The following is a 21,572-nucleotide window of genomic DNA, read 5'->3' on the forward strand; positions in this document are numbered from 1 at the left end:
TTCATGCTGAAGATGGACCATTAGATAGTCCATTTCAAGTCCGGGGAGAGGGAGAGGCTGGCCGGGACGGGTTTGAGCCTGGCGGTGGAGAGAGAGAGCGCCGCGCGGCTTGATCCTTTTCCGCTCTCCCGAGGAACCCCTCCATGAACATGATTTCCGCATCCGCAGCGGCACACCCCGCCACAACGTCTCCGCTCGACCACGATACCAAGACGGCGGCCTGCGTTTTCGCCGCTGCCGGCTTGCTGCTGCCGCGTCTGGAGCGCGGCCAGCGCCTCGATGCCACGACGCTGCGCGCTGCCATGGAAGCGGGTTTCGGCGCGTCCGATGCGACCGGCGCCTGGACCTGGAAGCTCGCCTATGACGCCTGCGAGGCAGCGACCGTTCTCTTCCTGCGTAAATACGGCACTGCGCTTTTCCGCAAATCCGGGTCTCCGGCAGTGATCCTGCCGCAGCTCGGCAAGATCGCCGGGCTTCTGCCGACCCATACGCGCCGGTCGGAGGAGGCGCAGAACTACCAGCAATTTTCAACCCCGATCCCCCTCGGCTTCGCGGCACTGACGGCGGCGGCGATCACGCCCGCCGACCGGGTGCTGGAACCCTCGGCCGGGACCGGGCTCCTTGCCATCCTGGCCGAGATCGCCGGCGGCACGCTGCTCATCAACGAACTCGCCGAAATCCGCGCCGGCCTGCTGTCTTCCCTCTTTCCGGCCCTCTCCGTCACCCGGTTCGACGCCGCCCAGATCGACGATCACCTCGATCCCGGCCTGGTCCCGACCGTGGTGCTGATGAACCCGCCGTTCTCGGCCCTGGCGAATGTCGAGGGACGCATGGCGGAGGCGGCCTTCCGCCATGTCGCCTCGGCGTTGGCGCGGCTGGCCCCCGGCGGACGGCTTGTGACCATCACCGGGGCGAGCTTCGCGCCGGACAACGCGGGGTGGACGAAATCCTGGACCCGGCTGCAGGAGCGCGGCCGCGTGGTGTTCTCCGCCGGTGTCGATGGCTCGGTCTATGCCAGGCATGGCACCACCATCGACACGCGGCTGACCGTCATCGACAAGCTGCCCGCCGAAAAACCGACGGTGTTTCCGGAAGCGCCCGGTTTCGCGCCGGACGTCGCCACGCTGATGGGCTGGCTGGCAGATCGGCTTCCGGCTCGGCTGCCGGTCGATCCGGGCCTCGCCGTGCCGGTCGCCCCATCGGCACCCCGGCCTGCCGCACCCCGTACCGTGCGCGGCTATGTCAACCGGGCTGCGCGCTCTGCGCCTTCCGTTCCTCGGGCGGAGCCCGAGGGTGTGCCGCTCGCCTATGAGACCGTCGATTGGGAACCCGCCGAGGATGCCCGGCTCTCGGACGCGATCTATGAGGAATACGGTCTCCAGACCATCCGCATTGCCGGGGCGCAGGCCCATCCGACCCAACTCGTGCAATCGGCCTCGATGGCAAGCATCGCGCCGCCGAAGCCGAGTTACCGGCCGACCTTGCCGGGCAATATCCTTGGCAAGCTGTCCGAGGCGCAGTTGGAGACCGTGATCTATGCCGGCGAAGCCCATACCGGATTCCTCGCCGGGGCCTGGACGGTCGATGAGACCTTCGACAGTCTCGCGGCCGCGCCCGAGGGTGCCGAGGGCGCCATCCGCTTCCGCCAGGGCTTCATGGTCGGCGATGGCACCGGCGTCGGCAAGGGCCGGGAATCCGCTGCCATCATCCTCGACAACTGGATGCAGGGGCGGCGCAAGGCGGTCTGGATCTCGAAGTCCGACAAGCTGCTGGAGGATGCGCAGCGCGACTGGTCGGCCCTCGGTATGGAGCGGCTGCTGGTCACGCCGCTGTCGCGCTTCCCGCAAGGCAAGCCCATCACGTTGAACGAAGGCATCCTATTTTTAACCTACGCCACGCTGCGCTCCGATGATCGCGGAGAAAGGGTTTCCAGGGTCAGGCAGATCGTCGAATGGTTGGGCTCCGACTTCGATGGGGTGGTGATTTTCGACGAGGCCCACCAGATGCAGAACGCAGCCGGCGGAAAGGGAGAACGCGGCGATGTCGCCGCCAGCCAGCAGGGTCGTGCCGGGCTGCGCCTCCAGCACGCCCTGCCGCAGGCCCGCGTGGTCTATGTCTCGGCCACCGGCGCCACCACCGTCCACAACCTCGCCTATGCGCAGCGGCTCGGCCTCTGGGGCGGCGAGGATTTCCCGTTCTCGACCAGGGCCGAGTTCGTCGAGGCGATCGAGGCCGGCGGCGTCGCGGCGATGGAAGTGCTTGCCCGCGACCTGCGTGCGCTCGGTCTCTACACCGCCCGCTCGCTCTCCTTCAAAGGCGTCGAGTACGAGTTGCTCGACCACGAACTGACGCCCGAGCAGGTCCGCATCTACGACAGCTATGCCGATGCCTTCGCCATCATCCACAACAACCTCGATGCGGCGATGCAGGCCGCCAACATCACCGGCGGCGACGGCGGTTCCGGCACGTTGAACCGGCAGGCCAAGTCTGCGGCGCGCTCGGCCTTCGAGAGCGCGAAGCAACGGTTTTTCGGCCATTTGCTCACGTCCATGAAAACCCCGACCCTGATCCGGTCGATCACGGCCGATCTGGAAGCAGGCCATTCCTCCGTCATCCAGATCGTCTCGACTGGCGAGGCACTGATGGAACGTCGGCTGGCGGAGATCCCCACCGAGGAATGGGGCGATCTGAAGATGGACCTGTCGCCGCGCGAATATGTCCTGGACTATCTCGCCCATTCCTTCCCGGTCCAGCTCTACGAGCCGTTCACGGATTCGGAGGGCAATCTGTCGTCGCGGCCGGTCTATCGCGACGGCCAGCCGGTCGAGAGCCGCGAAGCCGTGGCGCGGCGCGACGAGATGATCGCGAGTCTTGCCAGCCTGCCGCCGGTCCCCGGCGCGCTGGATCAGATCATCCAGCATTTCGGCACCGATACGGTGGCCGAGGTGACGGGGCGTTCGCGCCGCATCGTCCGCAAACCGGGCAATGGCGTCACCATCGATCGCCTCGTCGTGGAGAACCGCGCGGGTTCGGCCAATCTGGCCGAGACCCAAGCCTTCATGGACGACGCCAAGCGCGTGCTGGTCTTCAGCGATGCCGGCGGCACCGGCCGGTCCTATCATGCCGAGCTTTCAGCCAGGAACGCGCGGCTGCGCGTCCATTATCTCCTCGAAGCCGGGTGGAAGGCCGATGCCGCCATCCAGGGCCTTGGCCGCACCCATCGCACCAACCAGGCGCAACCGCCGCTGTTCCGGCCGATCTCGACCAATGTGAAGGCCGAGAAGCGCTTCCTCTCGACCATCGCCCGCCGCCTCGACACGCTGGGCGCGATCACGCGCGGCCAGCGCCAGACCGGCGGCCAGGGCCTGTTCCGGCCCGAGGACAATCTGGAATCGCACTATGCCCGCGACGCGCTGCGCCAGCTCTATCTCCTGCTGGTGCGCGGCAAGGTCGAGGGTTGCAGCCTTGAGCGGTTCGAGGCCGCCACCGGCCTGAAGCTGATGGACAGCAACGGCATCAAGGACGAGCTGCCCGGCATCACGACCTTCCTGAACCGGCTGCTGGCGCTGACCATCGAGCTTCAGGGCATCCTGTTCACCGCTTTCGAGCAGCTTCTGACCGCCCGCATCGAGGGCGCCATCGCCTCCGGCACCTATGACGTCGGGCTGGAAACCCTGCGCGCGGAGAGTTTCGTGGTGACGGATCGGCAGGTGATTTACACGCACCCGCGCACAGGGGCGGAAACCAGCCTGCTGACCATCACCGAGCGCAGGCGCAACCACCCGGTGACGCTCGATGCCGCCCTGAGCGAACTCGATGATCCGCGTGCGAAGCTCCTGATCAACGAGCGCTCGGGCCGGGCAGCGGTGCAGATCCCCACCACCAGCGTCATGCTCGACGACGGCGAGATCGAGCGCCGCGTCAGGCTGATCCGGCCGATGGAGGCCCAGAACATTCCGGTCCGGCTGATGGACGAGACCCATTGGGTCGAGGCAGACCGGGATGCCTTCGCCGCAGCATGGAGCGCCGAGGTCGCGGAGGTGCCGGACTTCGCGGACAGCACCCTGCATATGGTGACGGGCTTGCTGCTGCCGATCTGGAAACGGCTGCCGAACGACTCCACCCGGGTCTATCGGCTCCAGACCGATGCCGGCGAGCGCATCATCGGCCGCAAGGTCTCCCCCGCCTGGGCCGCCAATGCGACCACCACCGGCATCGCATCGGTCACGCCGGACGACGCCTTCGCGGCGCTGATGGAAGGCCGCACGGTCTTTGACCTCGCCGAGGGCCTCCAGCTTCGCCGGGTCCGCGTCATGGGGGTGAACCGCATCGAGCTTTCCGGCTTCACCGACACGATGCGCCAGCGGCTCACGGCCTATGGCCTGTTCCACGAGATCATCTCGTGGAAGCTCAGGATGTTCGTGCCGGTCGATGCCAGCGGACCCGCCGTGCTGGCCAGGCTCTTCGACCGCTGGTCGGTCGAACGCATCGGCGAGCGGGAGGCCGCATGATGCCGCGTCACGACGCCTCTGAACTGGCGATCCGCCTTGGCCGGGAGGCCGAGGCGGTTTGCCGCCACTATCTGTCGTCCGGCCACCGTGCCGGACGCTACTGGCTGGTCGGCGATGTCCAGAATACGCCGGGCCGGTCGATGTTTGTCCGCCTCACCGGCCCGGAATCCGGCAAGGGCGCGGCTGGAAAATGGACCGATATGGCCGATGGATCCCATGGCGATCTGCTCGACCTCATCCGCGAGGCGCTCGGCCTTGTCGACTTCAAGGACGTGGCCGAGGAAGCGCGCCGGTTCCTCGCTCTCCCGCATCCCGAACCGGAGTCGACGAGGATGCCGGCTGGCGGGCCATCCAGCAGCACGCCCGGTTCGCCTGAAGCGTCGCGCCGCCTCTTCGCCATGGCCGAGGCGATCCCCGGCACCCTTGCGGCGACCTACCTCAGCGGGCGGGCGATCACTTCCCTCTCGGGCACCGCCGCGCTGCGCTACCATCCCCGGTGCTACTATAGACCTGATGAGCATTCGCCCACCGAGATCAGGCCGGCCCTCGTTGCCGCCGTCACCGATCTCAGCGGCCACCAGACCGGCGCGCATCGCACCTGGCTCGCTCCGGACGGTTCCGGCAAGGCGGCTGTCGAAACACCGCGGCGGGCGATGGGTGACCTTCTCGGCCACGCCGTCCGCTTCGGCGCTGCCGCTGAGGTGCTCGCCGCCGGCGAGGGCATCGAGACCGTGCTGTCGCCCCGTCAGGTTCTGCCCCGCATGCCGATGCTGGCGGCACTTTCGGCCGCTCACCTCGCCGCCATCCTGTTCCCGCCGTCCCTGCGCCGGCTCTATGTCGTCAGGGATCGCGACCCAGCCGGGGACGGTGCCAGAGACAGCCTCGTCGCCAGAGCAGCGAGCCTCGGGATCGAAGCGATATCGCTCACGCCGCGCGAGGGCGATTTCAACGATGACCTGCGCCAGCGCGGCGCCGGTGCCCTCAGGGCGGCCCTGAAGGATCAGCTTCATCCCGAGGACCTCCGCCGTTTCCTGGAGCGGTAAGGGGCGGATTCGGCCCCTCGGAGGCGTCGCCTTTGCTGCGTCCCCTGCTCCCATTGGTTTCACCTCATCGCCAGGAGCATCCTGCGTCGGAGAGTCCCGCGCCCACGGCCTTCGGAGAGGGCGATCGGCGCACAAACGGGCCGGGCAGGCAATGGCCGGGTTTGGACTATTTTCCGCCGGCGGGGAGCCACCCCACGCGACAGGTCGCGTGGGGACCCCGTCTCTGGCCCCGCCTTTGCATCGCGAAAGTCAAAATAGTCCACCCCGGCCATCAAGGCCCTCGCGGAGCGGGCGAGGGCTGCCAACCCGTCCCGCCCGTGCGCTTCGACGCCTGCGAAGGCCGCGATGGGCGCGGTCTCCAGACGAAGGACGCTCCCGATGACGAACGAAACCTATTCCGCAGGCGACGAGCCGGTCCACACCTCCTCCCAGACCGATCACGCCCTCACCGAGCTCCAGCTCTACGGCTGGCGTCCCTTCCAGGATGAACCCGATCCGCGGCCGCTGCCCGAGGGCAATACCGTCGCCGCCGCCGTCACCGACATCTTCGACGCCCTCGTCGCGACGCTCGGCGACACCCGCCTGGAGCCCGATCTCGGCGAGTTGCTCTGGGGGACGGTCAATCTCTTCCACCGCGCCACCGCCCGGGTCGAACGCGATCTCGACGACAACGAGCAGGCGCAGCGCCGGCTTCAGCGGGAACAGGACGGCAGCGAGGTGAAGTCGGTCGAACTTGAACGCCTCACCGCCGAGGGGCAGACCCTGATCGAACGGCGCGCCAGCATGGAACTCTTCCGCGACCTCGCCGCCGAGGCTTTCGAGCACCACACCGCCAGCGCCTGGCGGCCGCGCACCGGCTCGATGGTCAACCATCGCCATCTGACCGCCGCGATGATCGACAGCCGCGACTTTTTGGCCGCGAAACGCCGGGCCGAGACCGAGGTGATGCTGCCCGCCGGCCCCAAGGTTGCCGTGACCGGCGGTGCCGACTTCAACGATCACCGGCTGATCTGGGCGAAACTGGATCAGGTCCATGCCAAGCATCCGGAGATGGTCTTGCTGCACGGTGGTGCCCCGAAAGGCGCGGAACTGATCGCCTCCCGCTGGGCAGATCACCGCAAGGTGGCCCAGGTCGCCTTCCGGCCCGACTGGACGAAGCACGGCAAGGCCGCGCCCTTCAAGCGCAACGATCAGCTGCTGGATGTGTTGCCGGTCGGCGTTCTGGTCTTCCCCGGCAGCGGGATCCAGGAGAACCTCGCGGACAAGGCCCGCAAGCTCGGCATCCCGGTGATGAAGTTCGACGGCGGCGCGTAAGCGCCGCCGCTCGGCGGGGCGGTCCCCTATGGGATGTCGCTATGCGGGACGGAGTGGCCGTTGACACATAGCCGAATTGTTGCGACGAACGCTGCATGACCATGAACGCCACCTGCTTCGTAACCTATTATCGCCGCCTCATCTGAGCGCGGTGCATATCAACATGAGCTGGTCCCCGAAAATCGGACAGTGACGGAAGCTACGATCTGACGTCTGCTGGTCTCCAAGAACGAGGAGATCAGGACATGAAGAAGCGCAGGAACCATGATGCTGGGTTCAAGGCCCGCGTGGCGCTGGAGGCCGTGAAGGGCGAACGCACGGTGTCCGAACTGGCAGCCGAATATGGCGTGCATCCGACGATGATCCACCAGTGGAAGAAGGCGTTGCTGGAGGGCGCGGCAGAGATCTTCGAGCGGGGCGGCAAAAAGGCCCCTGAGGTCGATGAGGACACGGTGCGGGTGCTGCACGCAAAGATCGGGGAGCTGGCTGTGGCCAACGATTTTTTGTCACGAAAGCTCAAGCCTTGGATCGGCAAGTGAGGCGCGGGATGATTGACAAGAACCATCCAAGCCTGTCGGTCGGGGCGCAGTGCCGCCTGCTGTCGATCTCGCGGTCGTCGTTTTACTACGAACTGATGGGCGAGACGGCCATGAACCTCGACCTCATGGTAAAGATCGACAAGCAGTTCCTCGAAACCCCGTTTTACGGCGTGCAGCAGATGACATGGCACTTGCAGAACGAGGGCCATGCCGTGAACTACAAGCGCATCCGGCGGTTGATGCGGCTCATGCGGTTGATGCCCATCTACCAGAAACCTGACACCAGCCGACCAGTAAAGGGGCACAAGACCTACCCTTATCTGCTGGGTGGGCTACGGGTGGAACGGCCCAATCAGGTCTGGTGTGCCGACATCACCTACCTGCCCATGCGTCGTGGCTTCCTCTATCTGGTCGCCATCATGGACTGGTTTACCCGGAAGGTTCTGGCCTGGCGCATCTCGAACACGCTGGAAGCCGACTTCTGCGTCGAGGCGCTGAACGAGGCGATCCACAAGTTCGGCCCGCCCGAGATTATGAACTCCGATCAAGGCAGCCAGTTCACGTCCTTCGCCTGGACCGACCGGCTGAGACGGGTCGGCACCCGGATCTCGATGGACGGCAAAGGGCGCTGTCTCGACAACATCTTCATCGAGCGTCTCTGGCGGTCCCTGAAGTATGAATGCGTCTACCTGCACGCCTGGGAGACCGGATCGCAGGCGAAGGCCGGCATCGGGCGCTGGATCACCTTCTACAACCACCATCGCCCCCACACTGCCCATGGCGGACAGCCGCCCGCCGTGGTCTACTTCACCGCAACCCAAACCGATCAGCAGGTGCAGGCAGTAGCTTAAATCAGCCGGAAATCTGTCCAAAAGTTGGGGAGTAGCTCAACATGCTGCCGCCGTATGGTGGCAGATGGTTGGCTCCTACGGCGACAAGGAGCCAGCAATGCAAAAGAACCATTTATCCCTACAAACCGGATTCGGATTGGTCCGCTGTGCTCGACAAACCGATACAGAGCGCATTGTCGAGATGGCCGGAAAGCTCGCCGATCACCACGGGGATACACCCACTCTGACGGCGGACGACCTCATCCGGGATATTTCAGGTGAAAATCCATGGCTTTATGTGCTTGTCGCCGAAGCAGATGGTGAACTGGTCGGCTATGTCGCCCTTTGCCGACTGATCCGGCTCCAGTTCGGATTGCGTGGGATGGACATCCATCATCTGTTCACCGAGGCCCCGTTCCGAGGGCGTGGAGCCGGACATGGCCTGGTGGAGGCCAGCAAGATCACGGCACGCGCCTTGTCGTGCAGCTACATGACGGTCGGCACCCATCCCGACAACCACAAAGCCCAAGCGTTCTACGAGGCATTGGGGTTCGAGCGTAAGGATGCCCATCCTCCCCGCTTTTCGATCCAACTACGAGGTTGACCGGCCGCTCCGGGCTCTGACAGCCAGTCGGGTTGGCACCGCATGGTGCCAAGCTGGGCCGCCATCATTCGCGTTGAGTAACGATGTGCGTCCAACTTGCGAAAGCTTGACCCCGCGGCTCATTCGCGATGTAATTCCCCCCGAAGAACCGGCGAAACAGCTTAGTCGCAGGCGGAGCGTCGCTCCCGATAGCCTGTCGTGATCCCCAAATCCTTTCGCTGGAGGTCTCCATGACACTGATTTTGCTCGCCATCGCGCTGACCATCGCGGCCTGCGTGATCGCCTACAATCTCGCAATCTACGCCTTGCCCGTCATGGCCGCGATCACCGGGGCACAATATGCTTGGGGTGCCGGGGCCGGCGTCCTGATGTCCGGTCTTGCCGCCATCGCCGCCGCCGTGCTGTCGATCGCATTCGTGATCCTGGTTCTCGGCTTTGCCAAAAACCCGGTCCTGCGGCTGATCGCACTGGCGTTCTTCGCCGTCCCGGCCGCCATCGCCGGCTATGCCCTTGTCTACGGCATCACCAAGAACACCATCGACTCGACGATTGCACTCAATCTGCTTGGTGGCGTGGGCGGCCTGGTCATCGGCATCTCGGCCATCGTCCATCTGAACGCCCTCGGCGAGTCCGTCTTCTTGCGCTGATCGGGCGGGTGCGATCCAATCGCACAGGGAACCCGGCAGGCCAAGGCACCGGGTTCCCGGCGTCCCTCACCGGAACAGGACATCATCTCATCGCAGCCTTGCCGCCGTCGTTCTGGTCTGCCGCGCCCGGCTCTGGAAAATCTGTCATCGGCGTGATGCCCACAGTCGGGGCGACCGCCCCCGACAGCATCGGTCCTCCTTGTTCCGTGAAGCTGGCCGCAAGCACCTTTATCCTGCCCTCTCGCAATGCTGCTGGACCTGGCCTCGCGCCGTTGCCGCATTTGACGCGAAACCCCTTCCATGCCCCGACCCTATAGCCTGTTCGTTCTCCCACGGCCCTCGCGGCCTTCCGGCGGGCAAGACGAGGGTGGCCCGGGAAGCGGATCGCACGGGATGTCTGGCGTGATACGGGCCTCAGGGACGGCGCAGGAGGTCGCTACCGGCAGGAATGACAGTTCTGCTGTGCGTCCCCGTTTTGCTCTCGAAAGCACCATTCCCTCCGCCTGACTGATCCCCTAAGTCCGTTCGGTTTCCTCCAGCAACCCCGGCGGCTCCGGGCCGAGTTGCCGCGCAGGGCGCGGCTGCCCGCTCCACCCCGGGCCTTAGGGGCAAGCTGCCGCAAGGGCGGCAGTTGCGGGCGTCTCCCGACGGCCTTGGCCGGGTCTCGTCGGAGGGATGGTCCCTCCGAGGAGCAACGGAGACTTACAATGCAGAACATCGTCATCCTCGCCGGCAACCTCGGCGCCGACCCCGAAACCAACACCACGCCGAACGACACCCGCATCACCATCTTCCGGATGGCCACCTCGCGTGCCCGCTACTCGGAAGGCCGCGTGGTCCGCGACGAGAACGGCTATCGGGTCCAGGACACGGAATGGCACCGCATCAAATGCTTCAACGGCCTCGGCAAGACGGTCCAGCAGCATTGCAAGGAGGGCATGAAGGTGCTGGTGCGCGGCCGCATTCACTACACCAAGTGGACCGACGCCGCCGGGATCGAACGCTACGGCTGCGAGATCATCGCCGAGACGGTCGATTTCCTGAGCCGGCCGAAGCAGACCCAGAACGACGACGGCAAGTTCATCGACGACGATGACATCCCGTTCTGAGCGGGACACCAGGAACCCGGCGGCGCAAGCCGCCGGGTCTTCCCGTGCCTGCACCGGATCGCACCCGCCCGTTCAGCGCGAGATGGACCGGCCGGAACGCCACGCGCCGCAGCGCCTGGCATTCCGATTTCCCCTGTCGGAGCATCGGACCCAAAAACCGGAAGACCACTTTTGGGTCCGATGCTCCCCGTATGAAAGGGGGGCAAGCCGCCCCTCTCAAACTCACCCCCTGAAGGGGCAGGGCCATGCGCCCCGCCCCCTCAGACACCCCCACCCATGGAGGAGTTCCCCTCCAAACCTCCCCTTTCCGGTTGCGCCGAATAATGTCGCGGCCCCTGGTCGGGGCCGCGGGCTCCTCTCTCTCTGACTTCGGATCATGCACCAGCCACTCCGGCGTCAAGGACTTCGCGGTCCCCCCGATTTTCAGCCGATGCCCGAGGGCATCGCCAGAAACCCGGCACCCCCGCTCGCCGCCGCTGGCGGTCGCTTGCGCGATCCCTGACCCCTCGCGGCAACAGTGCAGGCTCCTTCCGTCAGAACGAAAGGAGAAACACATGTCTGATCTCGATTTCCTCGATCTCAACAGGAAGCTCTGTGGCTTCAGGACGCAGGTTCGCAAGAACCGCTTCCGGTGTGATACCCGCTTTGCGCAGTCCCTCCACGACAAGCTGCTGGTTGCCATCAACAGTCATCTCAGCACCTGCCGGGAAGGCGCGAGGGTGCGGCGGTTGCTGCGCTCTGAAACCGATCCGACCGTGCGGGACACCCTCGAAGGGGCACTCGGCGACTGCATGGGCGATCTCGAATCCGGCGGTCGGGGGTTCTACCCTTGGCATCTGCTGGATGCGGTCGATCCCGATCCGGATTTCGGCGGCTATCACCATCCGGTCTTTGCCGTCTGGTGCCATGGCCCGATCCCGGACTGGATGGTGGTCGGCGACGAGCATCTGTGCGGCCTGGGCGCCATCCTGCGGCGGATCGCGACCGCGACAGGCATCCGCTTCACGACCTACCTCTGCCACACCAGCATCGGTCCGGAAGGGGCGGGATGTCTCGATCCCGAGATCTACGAGACCCCGGCCGGCAATCTCCGATACCGATAGCGCGGTGGGGGGGGGGGGGGGGGGGGGGGGGGGGGGGGGGGGGGGGGGGGGGGGAACCCCCCCCGCCACCTTCCCTATGTCCGGCAAGCCATGCTGACCGGATCGACCGCTCGGCATGGCTGATGAAAGGCGGCAAGCCGCATATGCGCTAACTTAATGGCTTGTACTGTTTTCTGGCGGCGGTTGCCTGGCTTTCCCGCTGTCTCGGCGGATCGCAGATATGCCGCATGACGGCGGAGAAACGCCTGGAGATTTTCTTCGCCGCCCGCACCGTCAGTATCGCAGAGAGGATCGTATGCTTCAGGAGGCTATGCAGCCGCCACAGCGACAGTGACCCGAATGCACGAAATGTCGTCTTCGCAGGGGGGAGAGTCGAGGACATCGGTGACGGCCTCGTCGATCAATAGCGCCACGATCAGATGTGCCATGAGCCAGCTTCGCGAAAGGCGCTCGTCCCTGGCTGGCAGTCTGTGTATGCCCAGGCCGCTCTTCAGGCGCTTGAAGGCGATCTCGACCTGCCAGCGCAGCCGATAAGTTTTCCAGACATCCTCGGCGGTCATTTCGTCGACCGGCATCGACGTCAACAGGAGAAGAAAGCCCGAAGTCGCAACCGTCAATGGATGCATCGACTTGCCATCCGCACGCTTCTGATGCCGCCGGCGGGTCGCTTTCTCCGCGCGGGCCGTCGCCTCTTCGTCTTTGCGCCGGACAATGAGCCGGGCATGGAACAGCGGCTTGCCTCGCTGTCTGCAACCGGGGCCGGAATATTCGACCCGTACCTGGTGTTCGCAAACGTCGCCGGGCATCATCGTGCCGTAAATCGCATTCCAGTCGATCAACCGGCCATCGAGCGACGTGAGCCTGACATTGGACCAGGCCATACGCACGATGAAGTCCGCCCCGGCGGACACGACCTCATGGAGCGCCGGAGCACGGGCATAAGCGCGATCGCCAAGCACGATGTCGCCCGGAGCGACGGGTATGCGCGAGAAACTTTCGCCACCGTGGACATCGGTGAGTTCCAGATGCGTGAAGCGGGCAAGGGCCGGCTCATATGCCGCATGAAGCCGGAAATCCGTGCCCGCGCTGCCAGGCCGCGAGATGGAACTGCCGTCGACGATCCGCAGGCGGCGCGCAACGGCGGCGTTTCCCGTATCCGAAGCCTTGCGCAGCAACGCTCCGGCGATGTCTCCCAGCCAGTCGGCCGATCCGCGCAATCGCTTCAAGAGCGCAACATCGGAAATCGCCGCCACGCCGTTCAGACCAGCCTAGGCTGCCGCGGAGCGCAAGCTCATGCCGCCGGGTCCGTAAGCCAATGCCAGCCGCAGCAGGGTCTCGGCGTCACCAACGCCGCGGCGCCGCATAAGCGCCCTGGTTGTTCGCGCGGTCGCGCCGAGATCAATGACCCGCTCCAGCTTCGATAGCAGGGCGGACCAATCAGGATCGATGGAAGCAGTCGTTCGCATCCACCTTATGAATCACGGATAGTTACGGCCTGTCCACACCTTAAGTTAGCGCATATGGGCTGAAGCCCCTCCCTTGAACCCACCCTTGGGAAGGAGGCGACGGTTCCCTCGCCCTCCTTCCCAAACCCATCCTCCTCTCCCGGGTAATCAGGCATCCCATTCCATCCGCCGCGCCGTGTCGGCTCGGGCCGAGAAGCCGGCAACCGAATCAGATGCACCGGGATATGCTCCCGTGTCGTAAGACAAGGACATTTCGCGCAGAAACAGGCTGGCGCCGTGAGTAGAAACGACTAAAATAGATGGGGTATTCGAGTGCTTCGCTTGAAGCACGCCTCAATCAACTAGTTTCTGGCAATCATGTTATTGTGAGAGCTTCCCGTTCCATCCCTACTCTGTGCCGGAGAACAAAGCCTTGGGCCTGGGTCTGATCATAGATATCAAAGGCTGGATGCGCTTTGGGTTGCCAGACGCGACCGAGCTCAATGGCGCAAGTTGTCGGAACCGCAGGAAAAATAGCAAGGCCGACATCTGATCCATGCTGGATCAGTATTTCATCAAATACCCTTCCTACCAGTATCCGATATCCTGTCAAATCGGCCTGATTCCGCAGTTCATTCGCACCAAAACGGTTACTACGAATCTCCCAGATCGATATATCCTGCCCAGGAAACGCCGCAAGGACACGGTCATCAGAAACTTCCGCGGTAACAGACAACTTGAGTGCCACCTTCTTCGGACCTGATCGCCCAACGGTCCGGTCGAAGCTTAGCTGCTCGGCATCGTTTGGCCAGGCCCAGCCAGGCTTTGGTTCACGATGCCGCCCGTAGACAGTCGCCTCCGAAATGTCTGAAAGCAGACGACCCAACTCTATCAGGATCGGGATCGGCGCGAACCCAAAAATTGCGAGGTGTTCCAGATCACCATCCCGATACCGACCTCGGATCTCACGTTCAAATCTTGTCCTGAGGTTATTGATCTCGGTTGGGTAGTATGTTGGGTCACTATCCTTGTGGTCCATCCCCCTGATCTTGATGTCGATCGGGTGTCGATCTGCCAACACGAAGTCAGGCGTTATTGCTTCAATACAAGCCTTGAGAGGTACAGCAGTCTCATTGTCACCAATCGTAGCGCTGATGCGAAGTATGTGTGCTGCCGAAGCAGTTGGATTCGACATAAGCCGATGAACACGCTCTTCATGAGTCCGCTTCATCTCACGCAGAGCTGCGACTGTGTATCGGTCGATTTTTTTTGGGTCATCGATCTCCTTGTGGTGAGGATCACATATCAGCATCAAGTTGTCAGGATCGTCTGACAACTGGTGGGAAAGAACCGGATCCCCCCGCAAAAACGCCGGGTCGGATGCAATAATATGCGCGAGGTAGGCGTGGTTCTTGTTGAGATCGCCCGTAATCAGATCGCCGTCGAGCCGTTTTCCACAGCCGGGATACTGGCACCTACAGGCAGCGCGCCCCCAAACGACCATCCGTGTGACCGGTGAAGGGCTACGTCCTCGCGCCATCAGTCTCGTCCAGTTCAAGTGCCATCATTTCGCGAATGGAAATAGGGCCTGGCGCATTAGCTCCATGCCAAGTTCCATCCAAGTGCCAGATTTCGTAGTAATGGAGCCATTCTGAGACCCATGGGACCGTGGTATCAGCGATCAGCATGGTGTTTTTCCATTCCCCGGTATCAGGGTCGTACAAGCAGAGCGCCGAGTCCTCAGGCTTGTCGCTATTGTAGCGAAGGTGCGGGAGGTCGATGAAGTCCTCTCCTTCGCGGGGCCGCAGCTTCGGCTCACAGATGAAGGCGAGGGGAACAGCCTTGGAATTCTGCCATTCCCACTGGATCTGTACTGTGTAGCTCATCTGGAAACCACGAAGCGGCCCGACCCAGACAAGGAGCTGATTGCCATGAGCGAGACGTGGCCTGAGTTCAGGCCATCGCTTCTCCATCCGCCCAAGTTGAGATTGGGTTGACCTCGGCTTCGTGCGCTTGATCATCGCTTCAGTCGGCCCGGATGGAAATGGTGGGCAGGCGCTCTCGATACCTCTGCGGCCTTCTTAGCAGTCGGTGCCAGAAGAGCAGGTGCGGCAACGAATCCCTTGCCGCGTTCATATACGCTTGGGGCAGCCACGGTAGGTAGACCATCGATGTAGGAGTGAACTGCCTGTTCGCTTACCTTTTCGCCAAAGAGTCCGTCAAAGATTTTCCGAATGTCGGTAAGCTCGGAACTTCTGGCTTTTGCCAACTCGGCCAAGAGATGTTGGAGATCAGCGCGGAATACCCTCATTTCGTGGTTGGATTTAGGCCAGCGATCGTTGAAGTTCTCTTCCAAGAATACCGGATTACGCTCTTCGGGTCGGCGGCCGGTCTCCAGGGCAATAGCCATCCGGCGATCAAGTTCTTGAGCAAACGCCTCTAGCTGAGCGCAAACTCCAAAAGCGCTCGGAGGCACTTCGACGGCAATTTTGGAGAGATAAATCGAGACCGGACGCCTCATATCCCGATGGGCATATCGCAGGTTCAAGTAGCGCTTCATCAGCTTGAGCGCGATAACCTGCGGTGCATCGCGGATCGGATCAATGGGCTCGGGCAGCTCGTCTATTTCTGAGGCCATCATGACCGTACCGGACACCAATCGATCCCTGATCTGTAGACGAGCGCGCAGATCACGGACCTGATTCTGGAATGCAATCGTCGGCATCGAGACCCGTCTCCGGAACCAGCCTCCAAAACCGTAGGGGTTCACGGCAAATCTTGCATCTGGTCCATCATCAGGACTGTGATAGATGTCGCCGACGCGCTCCGCGCGAGGAGCCTTCGCTGGGTCCATCGGGGTCACATCAAGGTGCATGAACGCAAACTGAAGTTGGATACAGCGGGTGCAACGTTCGATCTTGCGGACGTCTGGAAAGCCTTGGAACGCTTCGTGAAGCTCATCCAAGACCATCCGGGGCGTCCACCCAAACGGTGTGCCGAACTCCAGTATGGCATCGAGATCGAACCGGTCGTCCTCCGCACCATGGACGATGGTAGCGCCAATCGCTCGAGATCCTTGCGGGTAGACCAAGGCAGTTTCGAGGTAGAAGCGCATACGGCCCGTGGGCCTCTGTAGAAACTCGGGGATCAGCTGGTAGCGCTTGCCCGCAACTTGATGGTCGCGTGGGCTCAGTTCCATTCCGAGAACCGTGGCAAGAAGCAGGGCGTCCAGCCCGGGTGCAGTTGTATCAAGGGGCATCGAGAACTCCTCCTGCTGCCGAGCTCGTTCGACTGCCTCCCTCAATCGCCGTGCCGTACGTCAATATATAGGCATCGATATCATCGATCAACACCATGCCTGGTTTTTTGTTCTTGATTTGATCCAGTCCATCTTCTCGACTTCTTGGTGACGGAAGGGGAGTCTCTCCGCGCTCCCAAGGGTCTGTTCGCTACGAGTACGACAAACAAACATCCGCACCCTTGTTTGCCGACAGAGCAGGGCACTTCTCAGTTGATCGTATACTCCCGCCAGGGGATCGACCGCAGCGGCACCCGCGACATGAAGCGGGCGATGTCCGGCCGGCCGTAATAGGTCGGCCGGCCGCGCCCGTCCTGCGCCATCAGCACGACCGGCACGCCGAAGACCGGGGCGAAGCCCCGGATCGCGTCGGTGGCCGCCACGCTGTTCTGCACCACATGGGGTTTCACCACCACGACGGCGAAGGTCTGACCCTGCTCGCGGATCACCGCACCTTGCACACGCATCTGCCTCGTTCCTTCTCTCAGGCCGCCAGCCTGTTGAGGCGGCTGTTGATCCATTCCCAGGCATCTTGGGTCAGCCAGCCCGAATAGTCGCGGGTGACGCCGATCACGAGGACGCGGTCGTTCTTGTCGACGTGGGGGGCTAGCCGGTCCCAGACGCCCTTGGCGTTCAGATTGGTATCGACCAGCCAGGTCGATCCGAGGTAGTGCCAGCAGTCCCCGAGGTTCTTGATAGCCTTATGCAGCTCGTCGTAATTCTGACCCGGCCGCTTCAGGTCATAGTTGATCGCGTAGATCATTTCTGTTCTCCTGTCGGTGTCGCGACGTGGACCGGAAACCGGCCCTGATGCGCCTCGACTCCCTATGCGGACATCGAAGGGCGTCCCGGACATCCGCCGTCTCATGTCCGCGCAGGGGCCGCTCTCCCGCATAGGAGAGCGAAGGGGGACGGAAGGTGTGAGTTTGCAGGAAGCCGCGACCGCCAGAAGCAGAGTCGAGATCGTCGAAGCGATCCGAGGCCTTTCGGCCGCCGATTGGGTGCGGTTGAAGAGGGTCGCCGCCTACTATGCACGTCCCACCATTTCGGCCCAGGACCTGTTGCAGGAGGCTTTCATTCGCGCGCTCGATGGCAGCCGGATCTGTCCGGCACATGTGGATGTGGTGCGGTTTCTGGCCGAGGCCATGCGCAGCATCGCGGATGGTGAGCGTGAAAAAGCTGAACGCCGTCCCACCCTCGTTCCTATCGAGAGCGGAAGCGGCGCTGCAGCAGCCTTGAGTTGCCCGGACCCTACACCGGGTGTGGAGGACCGGATCGTGCAGGCGGAGCAGGAGGCGCGGATGCGCGCCGATCTGCTCGCGCTTTTCGATGACGACCCGGCAGCGAAGGATATCATGGAAGGCACCATGGAGGGCATGACGGCGGAGGAACTGCGAGAGCTGACCGGTCTCGATAGAACGGCCTACGATTCCAAACGTAAGCTGATCCGCCGCCGGATCGACAAGAGGTATCCCGCAGGATGGCAGCCATGACCGGAAAGGACGATAGGGCCGGCCGGCCGTTCGACCGGCTAGCTGGTGCATTCGCCGAGGACATTTTCAACGTGTCTGACGAGCAGATTATTGCTGAGTTCCGAGAGGATGGTGGAGACCCGGATCAGAACGCGGTCGAGATGCGGGCGTTGTTCGAGAAGAGCCTGCTTACGGTGAATAAAGCCCGGATGGCATCTGCGAAGGCTGGGGCTGCCACAAGCCGTCACGTTCCAAAGGAGCAGACCGCAAACGTCGTGAATATTGCAGATGCGCGAACGCGCCTTCGAGCCGTTTTAGCACGCGCTGATACTATTCCTGGTCTGACTTTGGCAGCGCGCAAGGAAAACGAGCTTTCGGATGCTGATGTTCTGGGGATGCTGGAAGAGCTGGCCGAACTGGGCCTGCTGGAAGACAACGATGACGCCGGAAAATACTAATGCGGCTGTCTCCTGCCGAATTGCTCCTTCAGGAACTGGGTGTAACTGACCCGGCCGAGATCGACCTTGAGGCAATCGCTTATCATGTCAATGCGCGTGTCCGATACCGGCCTCTTGATGGTTGTGAGGCCCGGATCGTCGGGACGGCGGATCGCGCCATCATCACTGTAAATTCCAAGAGTCAGTGGCGCCGAAAACGATTCTCGATCGCGCATGAACTGGGTCACTGGCACCACCACAGGGGACGTTGCCTTGCCTGCCGGGTAGAGGAGTATCGCCCGCGATCGACGGTTTCTCCCGAACGAACTGCTGACGGGTACGCGGCCGATCTCCTCATGCCGAACTATCTGTTCCGCCCGTTGGCAAAGGCGCAGAAGAAGCTGAACTTTGCCTCGATCAAGGCTCTTGCCGACGCTTTCGATGCTAGCCAGACGGCGACAGCTATCCGTTTGGTCGAAGCCGACTTCGCCCCGGCCATGCTGGTTTGCCATGGGCTGCAAGGTCGGAAATGGTTCGTCCGATCCCGCAGCGTGCCTGATCGGTGGTTCCCGCAGGATAATCTAGACGCGGAGAGCTATGCCTTTGGTATCCAGTTTGGTGCCGATCCGGACGGCCCGATCCTTCGGAAAATTGGGGCGGATGCTTGGTTCGACCGCGTTGGTGCAGATCGTTTTGAGATTCAGGAGCAGACCATTCGGACTGGCCCTGGCGAGACTCTGACTCTGCTGGTATTCTGCGACGAGCGCATGTTTGAAGATCAGGACACGCGGCGGTATGGTCGATAGAGCTTTCATAAAGATTGATTTTTTCGGAGGTTGGTGGCTCCCGCGTCGTCGCAATCCATCATGAGACGCTGCTGCTTACCGACAACAACGACTAAATTAGCCGTAGTTTACAAAAGCGCCTAAAAACAGCCTATGAGAGATGCCGGTCCTTGATTCTGGAGGGTTCGGTATGCCTGAAGATCACTTCATCGGGTTGGACGTCTCGGCTCGGAGCGTCAACCTCTGCGCGGTGGATGGGGACGGCAAGGTCGTTCATGAAGCCAAGCTGTCGTCGCAGCCAGACGACATCGCGCGTCATGTTCTGGCGCTTCCATTCACTGTCGCTCGCGTCGGCTTGGAGGCCGGGATGCTCTCGCAGCACATATACGGCGGACTCGCTGAAGCCGGTCTTGCCGTGGTTTTGCGTCGAAACCCGCCACATGAAAGCTGCCCTGGCGGCGCAGTTGAACAAGACCGATCGGCATGATGCGCGAGGGATCGCACAGATGATGCGGGTTGGCTTGTTCAAGCCCGTCCACGTCAAGACGGCGACCAGCCGCCGCCTGCGAGCCGTTCTCGCCGCTCGTCAGTTGCTGCGGAACAAGCTGCAGGATGTCGAGAATGAAATCCGGGGATTGATCCGCGATTTCGGCTACCATCTTGGCAGGGTCACGAGACGAGACTTTGAAGCGCACGTTCGCGAACTGACCGCAGACACAGATCTGCACCGGATCTCGGACGCATTGCTCCTGGCAAGACGCGGACTATGGGAGCAGTTTGACCGCCTGGACGATCTGCTGGTCCGCCTGGCGCGGGAAGACGAACTGACCCGGCGCTTCATGACGGTCCCGGGTGTCGGGCCGATGGTCGCACTGACCTTCCGGGCGACCGTCGATGTTCCTTCGCGTTTCACGAGGTCCAGAACGGTCGGTGCCCACTTCGGCCTGACACCTCGCAAGCGGCAGTCGGGAGAGGTCGACCGAACGGGCCGGATCTCCCGGTGGGGCGACGCAATGATGCGCAGCCTGCTCTACGAGGCTGCGCAGGTTTTGCTCGCAAGGGTGAAGCGGTGGTCGGCGCTGAAGGCATGGGCCATGCAGGTGGCCCGGCGCCGAGGCCGCAAGAAGGCCATCGTCGCACTCGCGCGCAGGATTGCCGTGATCCTGCATCGCATGTGGATCGATGGAACAGAGTTCGACTGGGGGGAAAGGCGAAAGCCTGCCTCTCCATGACGCGAGTTCGGCCAGGTGACCCCTGACCGAAGCACCTCCCCGCGAGGGGACGGGGGACGGCGAGTGCGCAAATACGACTTGACCGCTGCGAACTATTGCCGCGATGTCGCAAAATAGATTGTTCCGCCGGCTCCTCTGATCCCATCCTGTGGCGGCCACGTGCCGACCTCGAAGAGAAGCATGATCCTCGCGGGAGTGCTGGTCAGTCCTGACCGTCTGGCTTGACCAGTTCAATGTGGCTGACTTCGAGCGCCTGCGCGATCTCGTAGAGTGTGATCACCGTCGGGTTGCGCTGTCCGCGTTCCAGACTGCTGAGATACTGCTGGCTCAGACCGGAGCGCACCTCCAATTCCTCCTGCGTCAGGCCTCTCTCCCGACGCAGGCGGGCAAGATTCCGGCCGACCAGTTTGCGCATGTCCATGCGCAGGAAGATCGCGATTTACATACTATAAGTTTATCAACTATAATATGTAAAAGTGCTGCGACGAGGAGTTTGAGGTCGCGCAAATGACGTGATCCGAATAGAGAAGTCGTAGTTCTGGAGTGCGTGCAGGTCCGGATGGGAGGTGATCATGTATGATCACCGCTCGCCAATCCCGGGCCGCGCGTGCGCTCTTGGGTTGGACACAGGAGACGCTCGCTGACAAGGCCAGAGTATCGTTGACCGCGCTCAAGCGCCTCGAATCCGAAAACGGACTCGAGGTGTTCGAGACCACGCGCGATGAGGTGCGCCGGGCCCTTGAGGCGACGGGGATCGTTTTTCTGGCAACCGACAAGGGCGAGGGTGTGTTGTTGCTTCACGAAAGCCGCAACACAGGACCGTAGCGTCACCGTCGCGGTGACGACCGGGTCTCGTCAAAAAGAATGGCTATCTCTCGGCAGAGATGGTTAACAAATTCGTTACCAGCGGTGATGAGAACGTGATGGGAAAGGCCATACAGAAGTTTCTCGACGAACCACCGGCCAGCGACAGGCTCACGGCCTATGACCGGGACCACATGAAGCTCTATATGCGCCTGCTTGATGCAGAGCGCGATGGTGCTGACTGGCGTGAAGCCGTGCAGATCCTGTTTGGGCTCGATCCCGAAAATGATCCCGCACATTGCCGTGCCATCCATGACGCCCATCTGTCCCGCGCGCATTGGATGACCGAGCAGGGCTATCGCCAGCTCGTCGCCGAAAGCCAGCGCAAGACCTGACCCG

The 21,572-nt window shown here is 62.7% G+C and carries 20 protein-coding genes and 1 pseudogene; 14 read left to right on the forward strand and 7 right to left on the reverse strand.

The annotated features are described in order from the left end of the window. Positions 1-143 precede the first annotated feature (143 nt). The 8 genes from ACDP63_RS03995 (at position 144) to ACDP63_RS04030 (ending at position 11,700) form a co-directional block, all read left to right on the forward strand. Positions 144-4,511: a strawberry notch-like NTP hydrolase domain-containing protein gene (locus tag ACDP63_RS03995; RefSeq protein WP_409927736.1), complete on the forward strand. Its 4,368-nt coding sequence runs from the start codon at positions 144-146 to the stop codon at positions 4,509-4,511. After that, entirely contained in the window at positions 4,511-5,554 is a 1,044-nt protein-coding gene (locus tag ACDP63_RS04000) for a toprim domain-containing protein (protein WP_409927838.1), read from the forward strand. Before ACDP63_RS03995 ends, ACDP63_RS04000 begins: the two co-directional genes overlap by 1 nt. Before the next feature lie 378 nt (positions 5,555-5,932). Continuing rightward, positions 5,933-6,868: a DUF2493 domain-containing protein gene (locus tag ACDP63_RS04005; RefSeq protein WP_409927737.1), complete on the forward strand. Its 936-nt coding sequence runs from the start codon at positions 5,933-5,935 to the stop codon at positions 6,866-6,868. Positions 6,869-7,113: 245 nt separating this feature from the next. After that, a protein-coding gene (locus ACDP63_RS04010; protein ID WP_409927738.1) for an IS3 family transposase occupies positions 7,114-8,258 on the forward strand; the annotation gives its coding sequence in 2 pieces (ribosomal slippage) (positions 7,114-7,404 and positions 7,407-8,258; 1,143 coding nt in all). Positions 8,259-8,355: 97 nt separating this feature from the next. Beyond that, the gene (locus ACDP63_RS04015) at positions 8,356-8,841 is read left to right on the forward strand and encodes an N-acetyltransferase family protein (RefSeq protein WP_409927739.1); all 486 of its coding nucleotides are present in this window, start codon (positions 8,356-8,358) and stop codon (positions 8,839-8,841) included. 230 nt (positions 8,842-9,071) lie between these two features. Further along, positions 9,072-9,488 (forward strand): hypothetical protein, encoded by a 417-nt coding sequence (locus ACDP63_RS04020; RefSeq protein WP_409927740.1) that lies wholly within the window; start codon positions 9,072-9,074, stop codon positions 9,486-9,488. A 707-nt stretch (positions 9,489-10,195) separates the two neighbouring features. Continuing rightward, positions 10,196-10,597, forward strand: coding sequence for a single-stranded DNA-binding protein (locus ACDP63_RS04025; protein ID WP_409927741.1), 402 nt, complete (start codon positions 10,196-10,198; stop codon positions 10,595-10,597). Positions 10,598-11,151: 554 nt separating this feature from the next. Next, a complete protein-coding gene (locus ACDP63_RS04030; protein ID WP_409927742.1) occupies positions 11,152-11,700 on the forward strand; it encodes a hypothetical protein in 549 nt (182 codons plus the stop codon). A gap of 308 nt (positions 11,701-12,008) precedes the next feature. Here ACDP63_RS04030 and ACDP63_RS04035 read toward each other — a convergent pair whose 3' ends face one another. From ACDP63_RS04035 to ACDP63_RS04060, 6 genes are all read right to left on the reverse strand, one after another. Continuing rightward, the gene (locus tag ACDP63_RS04035) at positions 12,009-12,953 is read right to left on the reverse strand and encodes a transposase (RefSeq protein WP_409927743.1); all 945 of its coding nucleotides are present in this window, start codon (positions 12,951-12,953) and stop codon (positions 12,009-12,011) included. A gap of 568 nt (positions 12,954-13,521) precedes the next feature. Continuing rightward, positions 13,522-14,703, reverse strand: a complete 1,182-nt coding sequence (locus ACDP63_RS04040; RefSeq protein WP_409927744.1) for an HNH endonuclease — start codon at positions 14,701-14,703, stop codon at positions 13,522-13,524. Next, on the reverse strand, positions 14,669-15,031 hold the full coding sequence (locus ACDP63_RS04045; RefSeq protein WP_409927745.1) for a hypothetical protein: 363 nt from the start codon (positions 15,029-15,031) through the stop codon (positions 14,669-14,671). The genes ACDP63_RS04040 and ACDP63_RS04045 overlap by 35 nt, the downstream gene beginning before the upstream one ends. 131 nt (positions 15,032-15,162) lie before the next feature. After that, the gene (locus ACDP63_RS04050; RefSeq protein WP_409927746.1) at positions 15,163-16,404 is read right to left on the reverse strand and encodes a nucleotidyltransferase; all 1,242 of its coding nucleotides are present in this window, start codon (positions 16,402-16,404) and stop codon (positions 15,163-15,165) included. A 248-nt stretch (positions 16,405-16,652) separates the two neighbouring features. Next, positions 16,653-16,910 carry a hypothetical protein gene (locus ACDP63_RS04055; protein WP_409927747.1) on the reverse strand — a complete coding sequence of 86 codons (258 nt, stop codon included), beginning with the start codon at positions 16,908-16,910 and terminating at the stop codon, positions 16,653-16,655. Between the two features lie 17 nt (positions 16,911-16,927). Continuing rightward, positions 16,928-17,206 (reverse strand): hypothetical protein, encoded by a 279-nt coding sequence (locus tag ACDP63_RS04060; RefSeq protein WP_409927748.1) that lies wholly within the window; start codon positions 17,204-17,206, stop codon positions 16,928-16,930. Positions 17,207-17,363: 157 nt separating this feature from the next. Here ACDP63_RS04060 and ACDP63_RS04065 point away from each other — a divergent pair, with 157 nt between their 5' ends. From ACDP63_RS04065 to ACDP63_RS04080, 4 genes and pseudogenes are all read left to right on the forward strand, one after another. Then, positions 17,364-17,936 carry a hypothetical protein gene (locus ACDP63_RS04065; RefSeq protein WP_409927749.1) on the forward strand — a complete coding sequence of 191 codons (573 nt, stop codon included), beginning with the start codon at positions 17,364-17,366 and terminating at the stop codon, positions 17,934-17,936. After that, positions 17,933-18,373: a hypothetical protein gene (locus ACDP63_RS04070; RefSeq protein WP_409927750.1), complete on the forward strand. Its 441-nt coding sequence runs from the start codon at positions 17,933-17,935 to the stop codon at positions 18,371-18,373. Before ACDP63_RS04065 ends, ACDP63_RS04070 begins: the two co-directional genes overlap by 4 nt. Beyond that, complete coding sequence (locus tag ACDP63_RS04075; protein ID WP_409927751.1) at positions 18,373-19,158, forward strand: ImmA/IrrE family metallo-endopeptidase; 786 nt, start codon at positions 18,373-18,375, stop codon at positions 19,156-19,158. Before ACDP63_RS04070 ends, ACDP63_RS04075 begins: the two co-directional genes overlap by 1 nt. 169 nt (positions 19,159-19,327) lie before the next feature. After that, a pseudogene (locus tag ACDP63_RS04080) lies at positions 19,328-20,369 on the forward strand (IS110 family transposase). A gap of 202 nt (positions 20,370-20,571) precedes the next feature. On the opposite strand, the gene ACDP63_RS04085 reads toward ACDP63_RS04080, so the two are convergent. Then, positions 20,572-20,784 (reverse strand): helix-turn-helix domain-containing protein, encoded by a 213-nt coding sequence (locus tag ACDP63_RS04085; RefSeq protein WP_409927752.1) that lies wholly within the window; start codon positions 20,782-20,784, stop codon positions 20,572-20,574. A gap of 161 nt (positions 20,785-20,945) precedes the next feature. Here ACDP63_RS04085 and ACDP63_RS04090 point away from each other — a divergent pair, with 161 nt between their 5' ends. Further along, positions 20,946-21,194, forward strand: a complete 249-nt coding sequence (locus ACDP63_RS04090) for a multiprotein-bridging factor 1 family protein (RefSeq protein ID WP_409927753.1) — start codon at positions 20,946-20,948, stop codon at positions 21,192-21,194. A gap of 98 nt (positions 21,195-21,292) precedes the next feature. Continuing rightward, positions 21,293-21,568 (forward strand): DNA -binding domain-containing protein, encoded by a 276-nt coding sequence (locus ACDP63_RS04095; RefSeq protein ID WP_409927754.1) that lies wholly within the window; start codon positions 21,293-21,295, stop codon positions 21,566-21,568. Positions 21,569-21,572 lie beyond the last annotated feature (4 nt).

This window comes from Paracoccus sp. P2 (genome assembly GCF_046335115.1).
Taxonomy (GTDB): domain Bacteria; phylum Pseudomonadota; class Alphaproteobacteria; order Rhodobacterales; family Rhodobacteraceae; genus Paracoccus; species Paracoccus pantotrophus.

Coding starts and splice junctions, on each gene's coding strand:
- ACDP63_RS03995 (WP_409927736.1), top strand. CDS start 144: ATGAACATGATTTCCGCATCCGCAGCGGCACACCCCGCCACAACGTCT.
- ACDP63_RS04000 (WP_409927838.1), top strand. CDS start 4,511: ATGCCGCGTCACGACGCCTCTGAACTGGCGATCCGCCTTGGCCGGGAG.
- ACDP63_RS04005 (WP_409927737.1), top strand. CDS start 5,933: ATGACGAACGAAACCTATTCCGCAGGCGACGAGCCGGTCCACACCTCC.
- ACDP63_RS04015 (WP_409927739.1), top strand. CDS start 8,356: ATGCAAAAGAACCATTTATCCCTACAAACCGGATTCGGATTGGTCCGC.
- ACDP63_RS04020 (WP_409927740.1), top strand. CDS start 9,072: ATGACACTGATTTTGCTCGCCATCGCGCTGACCATCGCGGCCTGCGTG.
- ACDP63_RS04025 (WP_409927741.1), top strand. CDS start 10,196: ATGCAGAACATCGTCATCCTCGCCGGCAACCTCGGCGCCGACCCCGAA.
- ACDP63_RS04030 (WP_409927742.1), top strand. CDS start 11,152: ATGTCTGATCTCGATTTCCTCGATCTCAACAGGAAGCTCTGTGGCTTC.
- ACDP63_RS04045 (WP_409927745.1), bottom strand. CDS start 15,031: ATGAGCTACACAGTACAGATCCAGTGGGAATGGCAGAATTCCAAGGCT.
- ACDP63_RS04050 (WP_409927746.1), bottom strand. CDS start 16,404: ATGCCCCTTGATACAACTGCACCCGGGCTGGACGCCCTGCTTCTTGCC.
- ACDP63_RS04055 (WP_409927747.1), bottom strand. CDS start 16,910: ATGCGTGTGCAAGGTGCGGTGATCCGCGAGCAGGGTCAGACCTTCGCC.
- ACDP63_RS04060 (WP_409927748.1), bottom strand. CDS start 17,206: ATGATCTACGCGATCAACTATGACCTGAAGCGGCCGGGTCAGAATTAC.
- ACDP63_RS04070 (WP_409927750.1), top strand. CDS start 17,933: ATGACCGGAAAGGACGATAGGGCCGGCCGGCCGTTCGACCGGCTAGCT.
- ACDP63_RS04075 (WP_409927751.1), top strand. CDS start 18,373: ATGCGGCTGTCTCCTGCCGAATTGCTCCTTCAGGAACTGGGTGTAACT.
- ACDP63_RS04085 (WP_409927752.1), bottom strand. CDS start 20,784: ATGCGCAAACTGGTCGGCCGGAATCTTGCCCGCCTGCGTCGGGAGAGA.
- ACDP63_RS04090 (WP_409927753.1), top strand. CDS start 20,946: ATGATCACCGCTCGCCAATCCCGGGCCGCGCGTGCGCTCTTGGGTTGG.
- ACDP63_RS04095 (WP_409927754.1), top strand. CDS start 21,293: ATGGGAAAGGCCATACAGAAGTTTCTCGACGAACCACCGGCCAGCGAC.